The organism is Streptomyces sp. NPDC001100 (genome assembly GCF_053598575.1).
In genome coordinates this window covers 14,318-29,449 of the sequence record NZ_JBSFKO010000049.1, presented here as the reverse complement: position 1 = coordinate 29,449, position 15,132 = coordinate 14,318, and the positions used below count along the sequence as shown (strand labels likewise).

The following is a 15,132-nucleotide window of genomic DNA, read 5'->3' as shown; positions in this document are numbered from 1 at the left end:
GGTCGATCTCGATGATCCAGGCGCGGACATCGGCGCGCCCGTCGTCGGTGAGGGGCCTTCTGCTGCCGAGGAGGTACCCGCGAGGACCGTGGCGGCATCCCGTCCCGGGCGAGGGGCGCAGTCAGTCCTAGTGGTCTCTCAACTACTGCATATCTAGATCTATTTGACCCTCCATGAGGCCAGTGAGAGCATCCCGCCCAGCGTCGCTAACGCCTAGGTGTGGGAGGAGTCGGCCACGCAGCGGGACCAACCCGTGCGCGAGGCTGCGTTGAGTTCCGGGAGCCTCGTGAGGCCGTTGCCGGACGGGCGGCCTTGTATCAGTCTCGCGGGGCTGAGGTGGCCTAGGCGGTTGTGGCGATGCCGCCGTCGACGGGGATCACGGCGCCCGTCAGGTATGCGCCTGCCCGGCTGGCGAGGAACACGGCGACACCTGCCATGTCGTCGTCGCGGCCGATCCGGCGCAGTGGGGCCGACGCCGCGATCGCCTCGCCCAACTCGTCGAGGGTCGCAGCCATCATCGCCGACGGGAACGGTCCCGGCGCCACCGCGTTCACGGTGACGTGCTGCGGTCCCAGTTCCCTGGCGAGCACTCTGGTGAGTTGATGCAGTGCGGCCTTGCTGCTGGAGTACGAGTAGTTGGGGCGGTGGGGGATGTGGATGGCGGCGATGCTGCCGATGTTGATGATCCGCGCGGGATCGTCGGCGGTGCCCGCCTTGCGAAGAGCGGGCAGCAGCGCCTGGACCAGCCAGAACGGCGACTTCAGGTTGAGGTCGACGACCGTGTCCCAGGCCGCGTCCGGGAAGGTCTCCAGCGGCTCGTCCCACATGGCGCCCGCGTTGTTGACGAGGATGTCGAGACGCTCCGAGTCGGCGGTGACGAGGTCCGACAGTCGCCGGCACTCGTCGTGACGGGACAGGTCGGCGGGGATGGCCCGGACCTCACCGAACTTGGACAGCCGCTCCTGTGCCTGAGCGCACGCTCCCGCGTCGCGTGAGCTGATGACCACGCGGACGCCCGCCTGAAGGAGGCCACGCGCGATCATCATTCCGATGCCTCTGGTGCCACCGGTGACGAGCGCGCGTTTTCCGCGCAGATCGAAAAGTTCCGCATGCGTTGTGAATTGGTTGTCCACCACTTGCCGCCGTTCTCGTTGGTCGTGCGGGATCATGCGCCGACGCGTCGGGTGTCCGGGTCGGCTGTCTCGACGCTATGACCTTGAGGTGCACTCCAAGCAAGCGGATCGTCCCCTGCCACCCAGGGTTTCTGGTGGCCGGAGTCCAGGAATCGCGTGATCATGCGGGCGGCCAGTTCGGGGTTGGTGGCGAACGAGGTGTCCGGGTCGAGTCCGGCGGCCCGGCAGCGGTCGGGTTGGTCGGTCCACGAGCGTGGGATGTACAGCGCGCGGTCGAGTGCGGCATGTCCGCGCCGACATGCGTAGGCGAGGTAGACGGCGACTTGGGCGTTTTCGATTCTGCCGGCGGTGCCGGTGTACTGGCGCTGGACGTCGACGGTGTGGCTGCCCTTCTTCACGTCGCCGGTCTCGTCGACCACGAGCACCGCCTGGGCGTCGTGCAGGTGCCCGACCACGTAGTCGGGCAGGTCGTCACGGACGGCACCGGCGTCCCACTTGGCACGGCTCAGCTGGTGCTGCATGGCGTCGGGAGTGGCCTCGCCAGCCCATTCGGCGATGGTCCAGCAGTTCTTTCGAGGCAGGTCCGCGAGCAGTCCCAGGACCAGGTGCCGTATTCGCCGTCGGGGTTCGACCTGGGCGAACCGGCCCGCGATGCGGTCCATCAGACCCTCGAACGCTTCCTGCCAGGGGGCGGCGTCTACGCTGTGAGCTGCGGCCACCGCGTGATCGTTTGTCTTCACACACCGATGATCAACGGTGGCCGCACCTGCCAGTGCCGGCAGGGAGGCATGGCTCGTCGAAGGAGACGCAGTGCTGGGATTGCTGGGCTTCTACGACGAACTCGACACCCCCTCCGGCCAGCCGAACGGATCGATCCGCGATGCCGTCCGGTCCGTCGGCGAGCCGGACGAGGCGGACGTGGTGGCCTACTTGGACGTCGGCCACGTCCTGATCGACGTCATGGAAGCGGGCCACGACGTCATCACCGGCAGCACCCACCGACACTCTCCGGGATGCTCTTCCCTGGTGACCGACGGCACCTGGTTGTGGCGCCAGGACTTCCCGCACTACGTGGAAACGCACCATGTTTCGCTGCCTGGCGCGTTCATCGAACACGTCCGCAGCCTGAGGTACCGGATGCCCGCCATCGCCGTCGCGCAGTTCGCTCCGCACTACGACGAGACTATGCCCCTGGTCGGCTGGGCCTCGGCTGTCCCATGGCGATCGACTGCGACCACGCTCGTACCTGAACCACGAGCAGTGACCAGCAAAGCCCAGTTCGACGCGGCGATGATGGCTCACGACCAGAACCGGCCGCAAGGCAGCTGGGGCAAGCGGCGTAAGCCACGAAAAGCATAGGCGCCAGCAGTTCAAGAGCGATCTACAGCCGGAGTATTAGATCCTGCCGGGCGCGGGCTTCGACGAGTTGCGCGCCCGGATTCGGGGCCGGCCGGGTGGGTAGGGTGATGTCTGTGGATACTGAGGAACCGGTGAATATTCGATCGACAGAAGTCGCGGACGCATCGGACATTGCGCATATTCATAGGGCATCGCGGGCGGCTTCCATGCCTTATCTGCCACCCCAGAAGCGCTATCATGCGCAAGTGACGAAATAGGCTGAAGAGGTTCCGCTGAAGGAATGCCGTACTTGGGTGGCGGTGCAGGACAGGGAAGTGCTCGGCTATGCCGCCCTCGACGGGGATCTGCTGGAACACCTGTACTTGCGGCCGGACTTCCGCCGTCGGGCTATCGGCACACTTCTTTTGGACCAGGCGAAGCGGAACAGTCTGGGGCGACTGATCCTGCACGTCTTCCAACTGAACGCTGATGCTCGCGAGTTCTACAGGCATCACGGTTTCACCGTTCTGGAGAGTGCTGACGGAAGTCGCAATATGGAGAATCTGCCTGACCAGACGTTGGAGTGGACTGCTCCCGAGGTGAAGTGAAATCTTTCCTTTCAGCGGCCGGAATTCAGGAGTGGGGACAAGCCTGTGTGCGGGATCGCCGCGATCATGGACCTTGGTTGGGGTCGTTTCGGGTCCCGGCGTGATGGCCGGTTGTCGGTAGTGGATTTCCTTCCGGTCTGTTTCACGCCCTGTCGATGTCTCCTGCCGCGGGAGGGAGTTCATGGCCGGTCACTCGAGCTGAACGGTCAGGTTCGGAATGCGGATGACGTCTGAGTCCTGCCCTGTGCGCTGGGCTGCAGAGTCTGTCCGGCTAGCAGTTGCGGATCGAGTACACGGGTGACCAGTTGACGGCGTAGACCGCGTTGTCGGCCGGGACGGTCTGCAGCAGACCGCCTCCGGAGCCGTAGAGACCGGCGACGGCGCCTCCGGTCTGGCTGTTCTGGGCCTCGGCCCAGTCGATCCAGTTGGAGAGGGTGTAGCGGTTGCAGGAGTAGAAGAAGAAGATCTTGAACTTGGCGGCCGTCGGGTCCCAGACCGAGGCGCAGAAGTAGCCGCTCTGGCAGTACACGCCCCCGCCGGCACCGGCGTAGGCCGTGCGGACGGCCGGAGAGGTGGAGGGGGCCGCGGCCAGGAGCGCCGCTGGGCGGGCCGTTTTCGGTGCTGCGGGCATGGTCATGATGTGACCGTGGGAGGTTCCGTGCGAGGCCGGGGTGGCCTGCGCGGTTCCGGTGGTGAGGAGGGCCGCCCCCATCGTGAGGGCGGCGCACAGTCCGGCAAGTGAGCGTTTGGTGGGCACGGTTTGGCAGTCTCCCGTCCGGCATGGCGGTGTTCGCGCATGCTCGTGGCGTGGTTGTCCCCGGTCCGATGGCCGTGTGGGGTCGTGCACGGTCGTCGTGTGTGGCCGGACCACGGTGGCGTTCGGTGCGGGCGTCGTCAACGGCGCCTTGGGGTCGTGCCGGTGCTGTCCTGTGGGGTGATCACGCCTCAACTGGCATGTGACCTGGGTCAGTTGGCGGTCGGTGTGCGTGATGCGGCCGTCCCCGGGGGCAGTGGCCTTTCGAGCAGGTTCGAAAGGCTTCTGCCGGCTCGCGCGATCGGCGATCGTCGCCGTCGGGGCACGTTCCGTGCCGCTGTTCCAGATGTTCTGCTGCCGTCTCGACGGAGGTCTCATCCATGCGCGCGAAGCGCTCGCTGCTCGGCATCATCGGCGTGGTGGTCTGCATGCTGATGGCTGTCCTCGCCATCGGTCCGGCACAGGCGGCAACCGCCTCCGGCCCTCGTACCGGTGACCATGCACAGGCGGCGGCCGCCGTCTCTCCGACGATCTCTCCGTCCACCGCCGTCAGTTACCGCACGGACGACCAGACGTTCACCTGCGGGCCGGGGAACCTCTGCCTCGAGGTGTGGGATCCGACCGTGTCCAAGTGGAAGATCTTCTACCTCTACAACTGCAACCGTTACTACCTGTCCAACTGGTACGGCAACGGCTACTACCTCAACAAGCAGACCGGGTCGGTCACTTCCTACCTCTACGACGCCAACGGGAACGTGCTGCGTGCCTTCTCCCCGCCGCAGGTGGGTGAGCAGGACTGGAACCCCGTCTGGTCCGTCCGCAACTGTTGACACCCGTGTCGTGGCCGGCCCCTCTAACGGTGGCCGGCCCCGACGCGTTCCTCTTGGGCCCCGTCCGGGCCGGGGAGTCGTTGGTGTCACCCTTCTCTTCACCGGACCGTGAGGCGGATTCGTCCTCGTGGCGGCCTGGTTGGTCCTGGTGGCTGCCCTGTTCGCCACGGCGGTGCCCGCCCGCGCCCGGACACCCTCGCCCAGCACCTCGCGCGCGGCGTTGGTGGACGTAGCGCCGGGCGTCACCGCCGGGATCGCCGTGTGCGACCGCCGGACCGGGACGTTCACCGAGCGGTCCAACGCCCACACGCAGTTCCGACGATCTCACCCAGATTCAGATCGCCGAACTCACTGGTTGGCCCCTGGGGACCGTCAAGAGTCACGCGCGCCGTGGGATGCACCGACTGGCGTCCCGCCTCCGGCCGGATGCCGGCCGTGAACGCGCTGCATGACAACACTTAGCTTCAAGGCCGTGACCCTGTTGGTGATCTTGGGTAGGTCAGGTGATGGTGAATCCTGCTGTGGTGCGGAGAGTCTGAACTGAGGAGCCGTATTCCTGATCCGTCGGCGCGGTGCTGGGCGACAGCGCCGACGCGGTCGTCTGGTGTGACGCCACGCGCTGCGGGCCGGGCACCGGCATCCGGGCCCAGATGAGCTTGACTAGCGGCGCACCTTGAACTTCAGGTGCAGTACCCGGTTGCCCTGGACGACCACGTGGGGATCCTCCAGCAGCTGATGCCCGTCGAAGCTTCCGAAGAAGCGCTTGCCCGATCCGAATACCACCGGCGCCATGTCCATCGCGACCTCGTCCACAAGACCGGCCGCGAGGATCTGGCCGCCTACTTCGCCGGCGCTCACGGCGACAACCCGGTCACCGGCGAGCTCCTGGGCCTTCTCGATCGCGGCCTTCACGCCATCGACGAAGTGATACGAAGCATCAGGGTGCCAGCCCTCGGGCTTAGGCCGGTGAGAAACCACGACCACGTGGTCGCCCGCGGGCGGCTGGCCCTCCCAGCCGTTCATCTGGTCGAAAAAGGTGCGGCCCATCACGATCACGCCGATCGAGTCCCACACCGGCTGGACGTACGCCGCCGATGCACGCGAGAGCTTGAAGCCGTCTCCCCCCTCGGAGTGGTCGTAATCCCCGTCCCCGGCGCCGGTTTCCGTAAGCTTGGTGTCCCCGTTGAAGTACCAGTCGTGGAGCGGACCGACTCCGTCGTTCTTGTCGGCAATGAAGCCGTCTACCGACACCACGTTGTGCATGATCACTGCGCCCATGAGGGTCCCCTATGACGTCACTTTGAGCGGACGCGTCCGATATTTTCAGCCCAGGGACAGCCGCGCTTGTAAAAAATCACTCAACGGGCATCGGGCCACCAGGCTGCGAGAACCCCTGCTCGGCAGTGAACCGGCGCCGCAGCGCCAGGTATTCCGTGGGAGTGCGGCCGGTGAAGTCCTTGAACTCCTTGCTGAAGTGGGCCTGGTCGAAATAGCCCGCCGAAAGCGCGAGCTGCGACCAGTCGACCGGGCGCAGGGAGTCCACGGACTCGATCAGCCGCGCGAAGCGGTAGATCCGGGCAACCCGTTTCGGAGTGACCCCGACATGAGCCTTGAACTGCGCCGCCAGGTGATTGTTGCTCACCCCGGCGGCATCGCTCAGCGCAGCGACCGGGATCGCGCCGTGCGAGGCTTCCAGCCACCCGCCTGTGTGCTGAACCAGGTCGAGACCGCGCGCCGGCGCCTCGACGAGCCGCGATCGAAGCTCTCCTTCCAGTACCCGCAGCGTTGCGGCGGCCGAAGCGGCGTCGCCGACCTGGTTGCGAATCCGGTCCACGGAACGATGCCAGAGAGCGTCGACCGGCACCCATCGGTCCCGCAGCTCGTTCGCCGGCACACCGGCGAACGGTGACAATCCCCAGGGCTTGAAGTGGACCCCGACGAGGTGTACCCGCGTGGGGTACTCAAGGACGAAACGCCTGGTCCACAGACCCATGAACCAACCATCTGCCAACGCTGCCGGAGGCGCCGACGGGTCGGACTCCCACAGGCGTGCGGGCTCGCCCAGATTGATGTACAGGTGCGCCGACGGCATTGGCGAGACGCTTATCCGGCGTTGGCCCGGCACCCCGGTCAGGCAATAGACGTCGTCGATGAACCGGTCAAGCGGCGGGGCGGGCACCCAGCCGACGTAATCCATGGACCCAGTATCGCCGACGAGGGTTGGGCCCGCCTCAAGCGGAGCGGGGGATCCTTGCCGTTGTCCGGCGGCCGCAACGACACGCGTGCGGCTGGCGAGCGACATCGCAGCTCTGCTGGATCCGCCTAATGGTCACTTTCTGTTACAAATCACTGTAGGTAGTTACAGCTATTCAGCCTCCGACTTATTGGGCGGTTCATGAATTTTTGAGTGGTTCTGCTGTCGCTTGATGGTGTGGCGGCGGGGCGACATCTGCCGGTCCGCGGTTGTTGATCTGGTGATGCGTTCGGGTGAGTGAACGCAAGCCGTATCCGAGTGGCTTATCGGACGAGCAGTGGTCGTTGATCGAGCGCGGTGATCACCGCGTGGAAGGACCGGCACCGCTCGGTCAGCGGCCACCAGGGCGCCTACGGCATGCGGGAGATCGTGAACGCGATCCTCTGCCAGGGCGGACCGGTTGCCAGTGGGCCTGTCTCCCGCACGACCTGCCGTAGAAGAGCGCGATGTACTACTACTTCGCCGCGTGGCGGGACGACGGGACCGACCAGGTCATCCATGAACTCCTGTGCTGCCAGGTCGGTGAACGCGCCCGCCGATTAGAGGACCCGATCCTGGTGGTCCTGGACACCCAGAATGTCCATGTGGCCGCCGGGGTCCTCGCCGTCCCCAGTGGCCACGATCCGGCCGAGCGGGTGCCCGGCCGCAAACGCGGACTGGCCGTGGACGTCCTCGGCGTGGTCATCGCGGTCGTCGTCCTCTCCGCGAACACCCCCGACAACGCCGCGGGGATCGTCCTGCTGGACCGGGTCGCTGAGCAGGCCGGCGGAACCGTCCGCAAAGCCCTGGTCGATCACGGCTTCAGGATCAGGTCGTCATGCACATCACAGGCCTGGGAATCGGCGTCGAGATCGTCGCACGCAACCCGCAGGACAAGGGGTTCGTGCCGCAGCCGAAGCGATGGAGGGTCGAGCAGACCTACGGGATCCTGATAGTGCACCGGCGCCTGGTCCGCGACTACAAGGCGATGACCCACGTCATGCCCCGACGCTTCACCGCCATGAACACTCCCACCTGGCTTGCGGCGCAGGCGGTGGCAGCGTGAACAGCTGGCCCCTGCTCGATGCTCTGGACATCCAGGCAGACGCCGCCCAGGCCCTGGACGACGACCTCCGTGCACAGATCGACGACCTGCAGACCCGGTTACGCGAGGCCGAGATGCACCTGGAGCGCCTCACGATCACCCGCAGGCCGTCACCGGGCTCGCCGACCGGCTCCCCACCGTCGCGCCGGACCTGCCCGAGCACCCGGACTACCCCCGACTCGGGATCCTCACCGAGGCCTTTACCGGCAACTTCGCCAGGAAGCAATAGCCGACAGAATCTCCACTGGCGTCCTTGCATCCAAAACATCCAGAAACGGGCATTACCTTACGTACGGCCCTCCCGGGGTCTGTCGTTTTTCTTCGAGTCGTCGAGTCATCAGCGTGCTGTGTGCGTATCGCTGGTTGCACCCGTCTGTGGACGGATCTACGACCTGCTGGAGGTACAGTGCGTTTCTCGTGGAATATGACGGGAGCCTTCGTTGTCGGGGGCGCAGTGAGTCTTGCGGCCGCGGCTCTCATCTACCCGGGCTCGTCGGGCGCCAGTGGTGGCCCCGCCTCGCACGACAGCGTGATTGCCGTGACGCAGTGGGGGCCTTTGACCGAGTCGGACCGGGACTTTGTTGTGAAGGTCCGTGCGGCTGGGCTGTGGGAATATCCCGTTGGCCAGCTCGGGTTGCAGAAAGGCAATACGGAGGCCGTTGTCACTGCGAGTCGGCACCTCATCGACGGACATTCCGCGCTGGACACCACCTGCCGAAAGATAGCACCGCTATTGAATATTATGCTGCCCAATGTCGCGAGCCCTCAGCAGCAGGGCTTTGTTTCCGCACTGACGGCAGACACCCGTGAGCAGTTTGATACGGACTTTGCCAACATCCTGCGAATGACACACGGGTCGATTTTCAACACGGTGGCGAAAATCCGGTCCACCACGAAGAATACGCTCGTTCGGGCTTTGGCCGATCAGGCCAACGACACCGTACTGGATCACATTACGGTTATGGAAAGGACGGGTCTGGTCAACTTCGACCAGACCCTCTTGCGCCAGACCACTCCGCCTGATCTGCCGTCGCCCGATCTGACCCCACCGCCTCCGACCCTCGGTCAGCCAATGGTGGTCCTCACCCCTCCTCCGAGCGCCACGTCCACTCCGGTGGACATCGATGCAATCACCTGAGCTTGACTCTGTCGGGGATCTTGGAGCCGTCGAGGTCAGGTGCCCAGGGTTCGCCAGGACTTCGGCCGGGACATGTCGCGCTCGTCGAGGGAGTTCTGGAAAGCAGTCGGCCGGCGAGGTGCGGGGGCTTCTTCGGTTGGTGTCAGTCCGCTGAGGCGCTCGATGTTGACGGCGATGGCCGTCAGGACGTGCTGGATGTGGGCCTTTCCCTGTCCTCGGCGGCGGCAACGCCGCATCCCATGTCCGTGGGCGAATTCGTTGACCGTGCCCTCCACCCCGGAACGCACCGCATAGCGGATCTTCCACTCGGGCGTCTGCTGCTCGGTGCGGACGCGAAGTCGCAGGTCGCGGAGTTCTCGTGGGGGAAATCCCACGGTCATGATCTGCCGCAGGGCCCGGATGCGAGGGCCGGACGTAGATTGTGCTCCGCGCCGGTAGAGGTGTTCCAGGAGCCGGACGGCGTCGTTCTCGGTGGCAAGGATCCTGGTCTTGGGCTTGGTGGGGTTCTTGCCCAGGCGGACCGGCCGGCCGTAGCGGCGCCCCCAGTCCTCGTCGACCAACTCGTCCAGCAGGTGAGGGGAGGTCCCGGCGACTTCTTCCAGCGCGGCGCCGACTGTCGGCGTACTGAGAAAAGTGCTCAGGAGCGTACAGACGAACGTGCTCAGTTGTGGGACCGGGACGACAACCCTGCGGTTGGGGCGGCGTCCGTGGGTGTCCATGACTCGCCGGCGGTCTGCGCCTGGAGCACGCGAGCGTAGGCTCTCAGGAATGCGGATCGGCGAGTTGTCCACGCGCACGGGCGTGAGTCCGCGCTCATTGCGGTACTACGAAGAGCAGGGCCTGCTGACCAGCTCACGCTCCGATACCGGGCAGCGTCACTATTCCGCTGCGGCGGTCCAGCGCGTCTCGCTCATCCGGCAGCTGTTCGACGCGGGTATGTCCAGCCGGGTGATCGCGACAGTGCTGCCGTGTGTGGACGTCCCGGGTGACCTGGGCGTCGCCGAGGAGACGTTCACGGCGATGATGCGTGAGCGCGACCGGATCGACGCCGACATCGCGCACTTGATCGAGACCCGGGATGCGCTCGACGTGCTGATCAGGGCCAACAGCCGACACCGGGCGGAGCTGTCCACGTCGCCGGAGCCGGCGGCACCGTTGGCCTGATCCTGTGACCTGCGTCTCAGTCGCTTGCCCCTGACATCGATGTGAGAGGTGAGGATGGCTGCAGGGCCCGGAATCACCGGGTCGGTCACATGGGAGGCGGCAGAAGATGGGGCAGGCGTGGGGTTTCGGCAGGTATGGCGGGCCCGAGGTGCAGGAGTTCTTCGATCGTCCCGATCCCGTCCCCGGTCGCGGCGAGGTGCTGATCCGGGTCGACGTGGCTGGCGTGAATCCCCTCGACCACATGCTGCGCTCGGGTCTGGTCCCCGGGCTCGACGGCGGGCGTCCGTTTCCCCTTGTGCTGGGGATGGAGGCAGCGGGAACCGTTCTCGCCCGGGGCGAGGACGTCGACGGGCTCGAGGTGGGTGACGCGGTCTTCGGCTTCGCACTCACTGGTGGCGGCACCTATGCCGAGACGACGGTGCTGTCCGCGCCGAACACCGCGCGCATCCCGGCGGGCCTGTCCGCGACCGTGGCGGCAACACTGCCCGTGACCGGGACGACCGCGGTGGACGTCCTCGACCAGCTTGGCCTCCCGCCCGGTGCCACGGTCCTGGTCAACGGGGTCGGGGGTGGGGTCGGCCTCGTCGTCTCCCGGCTGGCCATCGGGCGCGAGTTGCGTGTGATCGGCACCGGGAGTACTGCCAAGCGCGAGCAGGCCGAGGCCATCGGGGTGCGGTTCATCGACTACACCACCGGGGACGTCGTCGCCGCGGCACGCGAGCTGGTTCCGGAAGGCTTCGACGGGATCGTCGACCTGGTCGGGGGCGCCTCGCTGCGGACGGTCGCTCCGCTGGCCCGGGATCCCCGCAACGTCATCGCCGTGGGTGATATGTCTGTGCCCGATCTCGGTGGGCGTTTCGTCGAGCGGCGCCTCGACCGGGAGAGTCTGGAGCGGTCCGCCCGGCTGGCCCTCGACGGAGTTCTCACACCCGTGATCACTGCGGTCCATCCGCTCTCCGACGCCCTGGCCGCACTCGCCTCCGTCGAGAACGGCCACGCCGCGGGCAAGGTTGTCATCAAGGTGGCATGAGAAGTGGCCTGGCCGCCCGGTGCCGTCGACCATCTATAGCGGACTGAAGAGAGCCCGTGGTCAGCCATCACCAACTGAGCACGTTCACCTGTACGGGGTTGAGCACGTTCACGCGTACGCCGACACCGACCGCCTCGGTGATCAGCTCCAGGCGGGTCACGTCCCGGACTGCGGCCAGGACGTGGGTGGAGTCGGTGCGCTGCGTGGTGGGCTCGCGCACCAGGCCGGCCTCCTTGAGGCGGGCCAGCGCGAGGTCGAAGAGGCGGTCAGCACGGTCGCCTTCAGCGGGACGGTCGCGGAAGTCGGCCAGCACGCTGTGATGCAAGCCGGGCTCGTCCAGTTCCATGGCCATCGCGTGTGAAGTCGATGCGGCAGCGGACCGCCTCGGCCACCTGCCGGTCCGACAGACCCAGCAGGAACTGCAGCACACAGACGGTGGCCAGTTGAGCAGGCGAGAGACCCGGACGCTCGTCCCGCGCGAACCAGTCGGCGAAGTCCTCGTCGCGCCACAGCCCATCGAGCCGGTCACGCACCCATATCGCCGTCGTACCACCCGGGTTGCTCGCCCGCGCAACCTGCGCAGTCAGAGGCGGGCCTTGCTCACCGGAACGCGGGCGAAGGGACAACGGGCACCGCGACAGCAGCATCGATCGGCTCACCGGGAAACTCCAAGATCCCCGACAGAGTCAAGCTCAGGATGATCGAGCCCTTCTCGTAACGCTTGGAGATCACCTGGAAGACCAGGTTGGCCTCGGAATGTTCGAGGGGCTGGTAGCCCACCTCGTCGACCACGAGGACGCTCGGCCGCAGGTAGGTGCCGAGTTTGTTGACGCTAGTGCTGTGACCGTAGGGGTTCGCCGGGTCCGGGGGCGTGGCGGTTGGGCTGCCGATGAGCGATGCGGTGAAGTACTACTTCTGCTTATCGGGTGGACCCTGTCAGCCCCTGAACTGCGTCGACCACCCTGCCCACCACCTCGGTCACCGGCTTGGATGCATCGATGATCGTAGCGCCACGGCTTTCGTAGATCGCTCGCATCCGAGGGTTCCACTTCAGGGCCGCTGTGAGCTCTTCGGGATGTTGCCCGAACGCGTTCGTAGTGCGGGTCGCGAGCCGGTGGCGGAGGGTCTCCTCGTCGATCACCAGGCACACGACGAGGTCGAAAAGATCGCGGACGTCTGCCTCGTTCTCCGCCGACCCGCACAAGAACGCGATTCGGGAACGAGACTCCTCGACGAGGGTCTCAACGCGCTCACGGACGATCGCCCACCCGTATCGGTCGAGCGAGCCCCCAGGAACCGGATACGGAGAATCCACCACAACCTTGCCCTTGGCCCGGTCGATCCAGCGACTGAACCCGTCCTCGTCGGCGTCGAGTGCAAAGTAGCCACGCGCTCGCAACCCCCCCCGCAGACCGTGGACTTACCAGTCCCTGAATTGCCCGTAACCCACACCAATGTCACGCCTTCAGCGTAGACATGACCACCCCGGGCTAGGCCCAATGCCGTGACTCTGCTGGTGATGTTGGTAAGCCGCTGACGGCTGGCTGTGCTCGGTGCTTGGCTGGGAGTGCGCGGGGTGGTGTCGTCGGTGGAGGTGGTCGCGGTGTCGCTGCGGCCGGAGGATCACCAGCGAATTCCGGTACGGACGGTGCAAACGGCGCGGGCGGCGTGTCCGAAGGGCACCCCGGCCATGCTCATCCGGGACCGGTTGGATGTCCTGTTCGCGGACGAGGAGTTCGCCAGTCTGTATCCGGATGACGGCAGGCCGGGACTGTCGCCGGGGCAGCTCGCGCTGGTGTCGGTGCTGCAGTTCGCGGAGAACCTGTCCGACCGGGCGGCGGCGGACGCGGTCCGCACCAGGATCGACTGGAAATACGCGCTCGGCCTTGAGCTGGAAGATCCTGGATTCGATCACTCGGTCCTGTGCGAGTTCAGGGCCCGGCTGGCCGAACAGGACGGCGCCGCCGACCAGTTACTGGAGCTGATGCTGGAGCGCCTGGTGGCGGCAGGCCTCCTCAAGGCCGGGGGCCGGCAGCGTACCGACGCCACCCATGTACTGGCCGCGGTGCGGACCCTCAGCCGCCTGGAGTTGGTCGGAGAGTCGCTGCGAGCAGCCCTGGAGGAACTGGCCGAGGTCGCCCCCGCCTGGCTGGCGCCGCAGATCGAGCCCGAGTGGGCCAAGCGATACGGGCGCCGGGTGGAGATTGGCAAACTGCCGGGCGGGAAGGCGGCCGTGACCGCCCGGGCCGAGGAGTACGGCCGGGACGGACAGAAGATCCTCACCGCCGCCTGGGCCGCTTGCGCCCCACCCCACCTGCGGCTTGCAGCTTAAGGACGATGCAGCTGGCGGCGCGCACCGTGATGCCCGTCTTGGCGAGGGTCGTGATGAGGCTGGCGCGGGGCAGTGGGTCTGTGGCGCTGTTGATGTCTGACAGTTTGGGGAGAGGGGGAGTACGGGCTGTCGTCGGGCTGATCCTTTGTGGCCACGGGATGTACGTTGTCGGGTCCGGTGGGTCTGGTGTCTGGTGAGTTCGAGGGGCTGGGCCCATGATCATGTCGGCGGGGGCGGCCGTTGGCGGGACGGCTTAGGGTGGCGCGTTATGGGGAGACCACCAGGACACGGTCCGGACTATGAGGTCAGGCGACAGGACATCATCGATAAGGCGGCGGCGCTGTTCGCGCGGAAGGGGTACGCGGCGACCGGCATTGTTGAGCTGGGCACCGTGGTCGGACTGGCGAAGGGTGCCTTGTACTACTACATCGGCTCGAAGGAGAACCTTCTTGTCGAGATCCAGGACCGGGTCATGAGACCCCTGCTGGCCTCCGCGCGCCGAATCGCGGACGTGGAAGCCGACCCGGTCCTGAAGCTGCGGATGCTGTCGCAGACACTGGTGGAGAACATCCTGGCCAGGCTCGATCACGTCTGGGTCTACGAGCATGACTACCGCAACCTGGACGGCGCCAACTTGGCCCGGCTGCTGGGCCAGCGCCGGGAGTTCGAGGACATCGTGCAGGGGCTTCTCGTGCTCGCGATGGAGGATGGTTCGTTCCGCGAGCTGGACCCGAGGCTGGCCACGCTCCAGTTCCTCAACATGCACAACCACACCTACCAATGGGTCAGACTCGACGGTGAGTGGGATGCGGAGTCCCTTTCCCGTGAGTACTGCAAAACCCTCTTCCGTGGCTTCGCGGCCCCGGGCCGGGAGTTCGAAGAAGTTGAGGACCTCATGCGCGAGTTCCTCGCCAAGAGGGTGACGGCCCCGCCGACACCGCTGGAGACGTCCGCGGACTGAAGTACCCCGTTTCCCCGGAGAGTGGGGCTTGGCAGTGGCGGCGGCTGCGCCGTGGCGGAATGCGGAAGGGGAGAAGTCGCCGTGTCGGCGTTCGTGGAAGCGACGGGGCATCCCGCAGCGGCACGGCGCCGGGCCCAGCTGGAGGGCCTCTGCGTCGGGTGCGGGCTTGGACCGCCGGACGGTCTGCCTGGGCACGCAGGTAACGCACGCTTGACGGAGGTCGGGGTGCGGGCGTTAGTGAGCGCTCCGAGGGAATGGCTGCGGTTGCTGCTGGGCGCCGACCGTGGCGCAGCCGTTCGCTGGACTTCGGTCCGGTGATGCGAAGCATGCCACGGCGCCACCGTCGGCAGGGTCGTCCGTCCGGGCCGCAGCAGGCACAGGTGCTTACTAATGCGGCCCGCAGGGTCCGGAGCGGGTCAGTGACAGGCGGCTGCGCGAGGGACAGACTCGGCCGCCGGAAGACACTCTCTGATGATCCTCACCCGGATCTTCACGACCAGAGGAGT

General features: G+C 66.4%; 17 protein-coding genes and 3 pseudogenes. 10 read left to right on the top strand and 10 right to left on the bottom strand.

Features of this window, described 5'->3' with window-relative positions; all coding sequences use genetic code 11:
* Positions 1-341 precede the first annotated feature (341 nt).
* Positions 342-1,136 (bottom strand): SDR family oxidoreductase, encoded by a 795-nt coding sequence (locus ACWDEW_RS43345; protein WP_450521017.1) that lies wholly within the window; start codon positions 1,134-1,136, stop codon positions 342-344.
* Between the two features lie 104 nt (positions 1,137-1,240).
* Positions 1,241-1,795 (bottom strand): annotated as a pseudogene (locus ACWDEW_RS43340) (IS701 family transposase); the annotation flags it as partial.
* A gap of 148 nt (positions 1,796-1,943) precedes the next feature.
* On the opposite strand from ACWDEW_RS43340, the gene ACWDEW_RS43335 reads away from it, so the two are divergent.
* Together ACWDEW_RS43335 and ACWDEW_RS43330 are read left to right on the top strand one after the other, a co-directional pair.
* Positions 1,944-2,492, top strand: coding sequence for a hypothetical protein (locus ACWDEW_RS43335; protein WP_450521015.1), 549 nt, complete (start codon positions 1,944-1,946; stop codon positions 2,490-2,492).
* 272 nt (positions 2,493-2,764) lie between these two features.
* Complete coding sequence (locus ACWDEW_RS43330) at positions 2,765-3,079, top strand: N-acetyltransferase family protein (RefSeq protein WP_450521066.1); 315 nt, start codon at positions 2,765-2,767, stop codon at positions 3,077-3,079.
* A 271-nt stretch (positions 3,080-3,350) separates the two neighbouring features.
* On the opposite strand, the gene ACWDEW_RS43325 is transcribed toward ACWDEW_RS43330, so the two are convergent.
* The gene (locus ACWDEW_RS43325; RefSeq protein WP_450521013.1) at positions 3,351-3,836 is read right to left on the bottom strand and encodes a hypothetical protein; all 486 of its coding nucleotides are present in this window, start codon (positions 3,834-3,836) and stop codon (positions 3,351-3,353) included.
* 377 nt (positions 3,837-4,213) lie between these two features.
* Here ACWDEW_RS43325 and ACWDEW_RS43320 point away from each other — a divergent pair, with 377 nt between their 5' ends.
* Positions 4,214-4,663 (top strand): hypothetical protein, encoded by a 450-nt coding sequence (locus ACWDEW_RS43320; protein ID WP_450521011.1) that lies wholly within the window; start codon positions 4,214-4,216, stop codon positions 4,661-4,663.
* A 317-nt stretch (positions 4,664-4,980) separates the two neighbouring features.
* A pseudogene (locus ACWDEW_RS43315) lies at positions 4,981-5,115 on the top strand (RNA polymerase subunit sigma-24); the annotation flags it as partial.
* A 208-nt stretch (positions 5,116-5,323) separates the two neighbouring features.
* Here the strand turns inward: ACWDEW_RS43315 and ACWDEW_RS43310 are convergent.
* Together ACWDEW_RS43310 and ACWDEW_RS43305 are read right to left on the bottom strand one after the other, a co-directional pair.
* Positions 5,324-5,941, bottom strand: a complete 618-nt coding sequence (locus ACWDEW_RS43310; RefSeq protein ID WP_450521009.1) for a dihydrofolate reductase family protein — start codon at positions 5,939-5,941, stop codon at positions 5,324-5,326.
* Positions 5,942-6,017: 76 nt separating this feature from the next.
* On the bottom strand, positions 6,018-6,860 hold the full coding sequence (locus ACWDEW_RS43305; RefSeq protein WP_450521008.1) for a helix-turn-helix domain-containing protein: 843 nt from the start codon (positions 6,858-6,860) through the stop codon (positions 6,018-6,020).
* Positions 6,861-7,363: 503 nt separating this feature from the next.
* Between ACWDEW_RS43305 and ACWDEW_RS43300 the strand changes: the two genes are divergently transcribed.
* Both ACWDEW_RS43300 and ACWDEW_RS43295 read left to right on the top strand, forming a co-directional pair.
* Positions 7,364-7,849 carry a transposase gene (locus tag ACWDEW_RS43300; protein WP_450521006.1) on the top strand — a complete coding sequence of 162 codons (486 nt, stop codon included), beginning with the start codon at positions 7,364-7,366 and terminating at the stop codon, positions 7,847-7,849.
* 576 nt (positions 7,850-8,425) lie between these two features.
* Positions 8,426-9,139 carry a DUF4142 domain-containing protein gene (locus ACWDEW_RS43295; RefSeq protein ID WP_450521065.1) on the top strand — a complete coding sequence of 238 codons (714 nt, stop codon included), beginning with the start codon at positions 8,426-8,428 and terminating at the stop codon, positions 9,137-9,139.
* Positions 9,140-9,174: 35 nt separating this feature from the next.
* Here the strand turns inward: ACWDEW_RS43295 and ACWDEW_RS43290 are convergent, their stop codons facing one another.
* On the bottom strand, positions 9,175-9,858 hold the full coding sequence (locus ACWDEW_RS43290; RefSeq protein WP_450521005.1) for a transposase: 684 nt from the start codon (positions 9,856-9,858) through the stop codon (positions 9,175-9,177).
* Between the two features lie 49 nt (positions 9,859-9,907).
* Between ACWDEW_RS43290 and ACWDEW_RS43285 the strand changes: the two genes are divergently transcribed.
* Together ACWDEW_RS43285 and ACWDEW_RS43280 are read left to right on the top strand one after the other, a co-directional pair.
* Complete coding sequence (locus tag ACWDEW_RS43285; RefSeq protein WP_450521003.1) at positions 9,908-10,303, top strand: MerR family transcriptional regulator; 396 nt, start codon at positions 9,908-9,910, stop codon at positions 10,301-10,303.
* A 106-nt stretch (positions 10,304-10,409) separates the two neighbouring features.
* Complete coding sequence (locus tag ACWDEW_RS43280) at positions 10,410-11,333, top strand: NADP-dependent oxidoreductase (RefSeq protein ID WP_450521002.1); 924 nt, start codon at positions 10,410-10,412, stop codon at positions 11,331-11,333.
* A 67-nt stretch (positions 11,334-11,400) separates the two neighbouring features.
* On the opposite strand, the gene ACWDEW_RS43275 is transcribed toward ACWDEW_RS43280, so the two are convergent.
* The 4 genes and pseudogenes from ACWDEW_RS43275 to ACWDEW_RS43260 form a co-directional block, all read right to left on the bottom strand.
* Entirely contained in the window at positions 11,401-11,679 is a 279-nt protein-coding gene (locus ACWDEW_RS43275; protein ID WP_450521070.1) for a hypothetical protein, read from the bottom strand.
* Positions 11,615-11,980, bottom strand: a complete 366-nt coding sequence (locus ACWDEW_RS43270) for a transposase (RefSeq protein ID WP_450521064.1) — start codon at positions 11,978-11,980, stop codon at positions 11,615-11,617. Before ACWDEW_RS43270 ends, ACWDEW_RS43275 begins: the two co-directional genes overlap by 65 nt.
* Before the next feature lie 43 nt (positions 11,981-12,023).
* Positions 12,024-12,161: pseudogene (locus tag ACWDEW_RS43265) on the bottom strand (ATP-binding protein); the annotation flags it as partial.
* Positions 12,162-12,252: 91 nt separating this feature from the next.
* On the bottom strand, positions 12,253-12,732 hold the full coding sequence (locus ACWDEW_RS43260) for a hypothetical protein (protein WP_450521001.1): 480 nt from the start codon (positions 12,730-12,732) through the stop codon (positions 12,253-12,255).
* Between the two features lie 180 nt (positions 12,733-12,912).
* Here ACWDEW_RS43260 and ACWDEW_RS43255 point away from each other — a divergent pair, with 180 nt between their 5' ends.
* Together ACWDEW_RS43255 and ACWDEW_RS43250 are read left to right on the top strand one after the other, a co-directional pair.
* A complete protein-coding gene (locus ACWDEW_RS43255; RefSeq protein ID WP_450521000.1) occupies positions 12,913-13,665 on the top strand; it encodes a transposase in 753 nt (250 codons plus the stop codon).
* 268 nt (positions 13,666-13,933) lie between these two features.
* On the top strand, positions 13,934-14,626 hold the full coding sequence (locus ACWDEW_RS43250; RefSeq protein WP_450520998.1) for a TetR/AcrR family transcriptional regulator: 693 nt from the start codon (positions 13,934-13,936) through the stop codon (positions 14,624-14,626).
* The last annotated feature ends 506 nt before the right edge of the window (positions 14,627-15,132 follow it).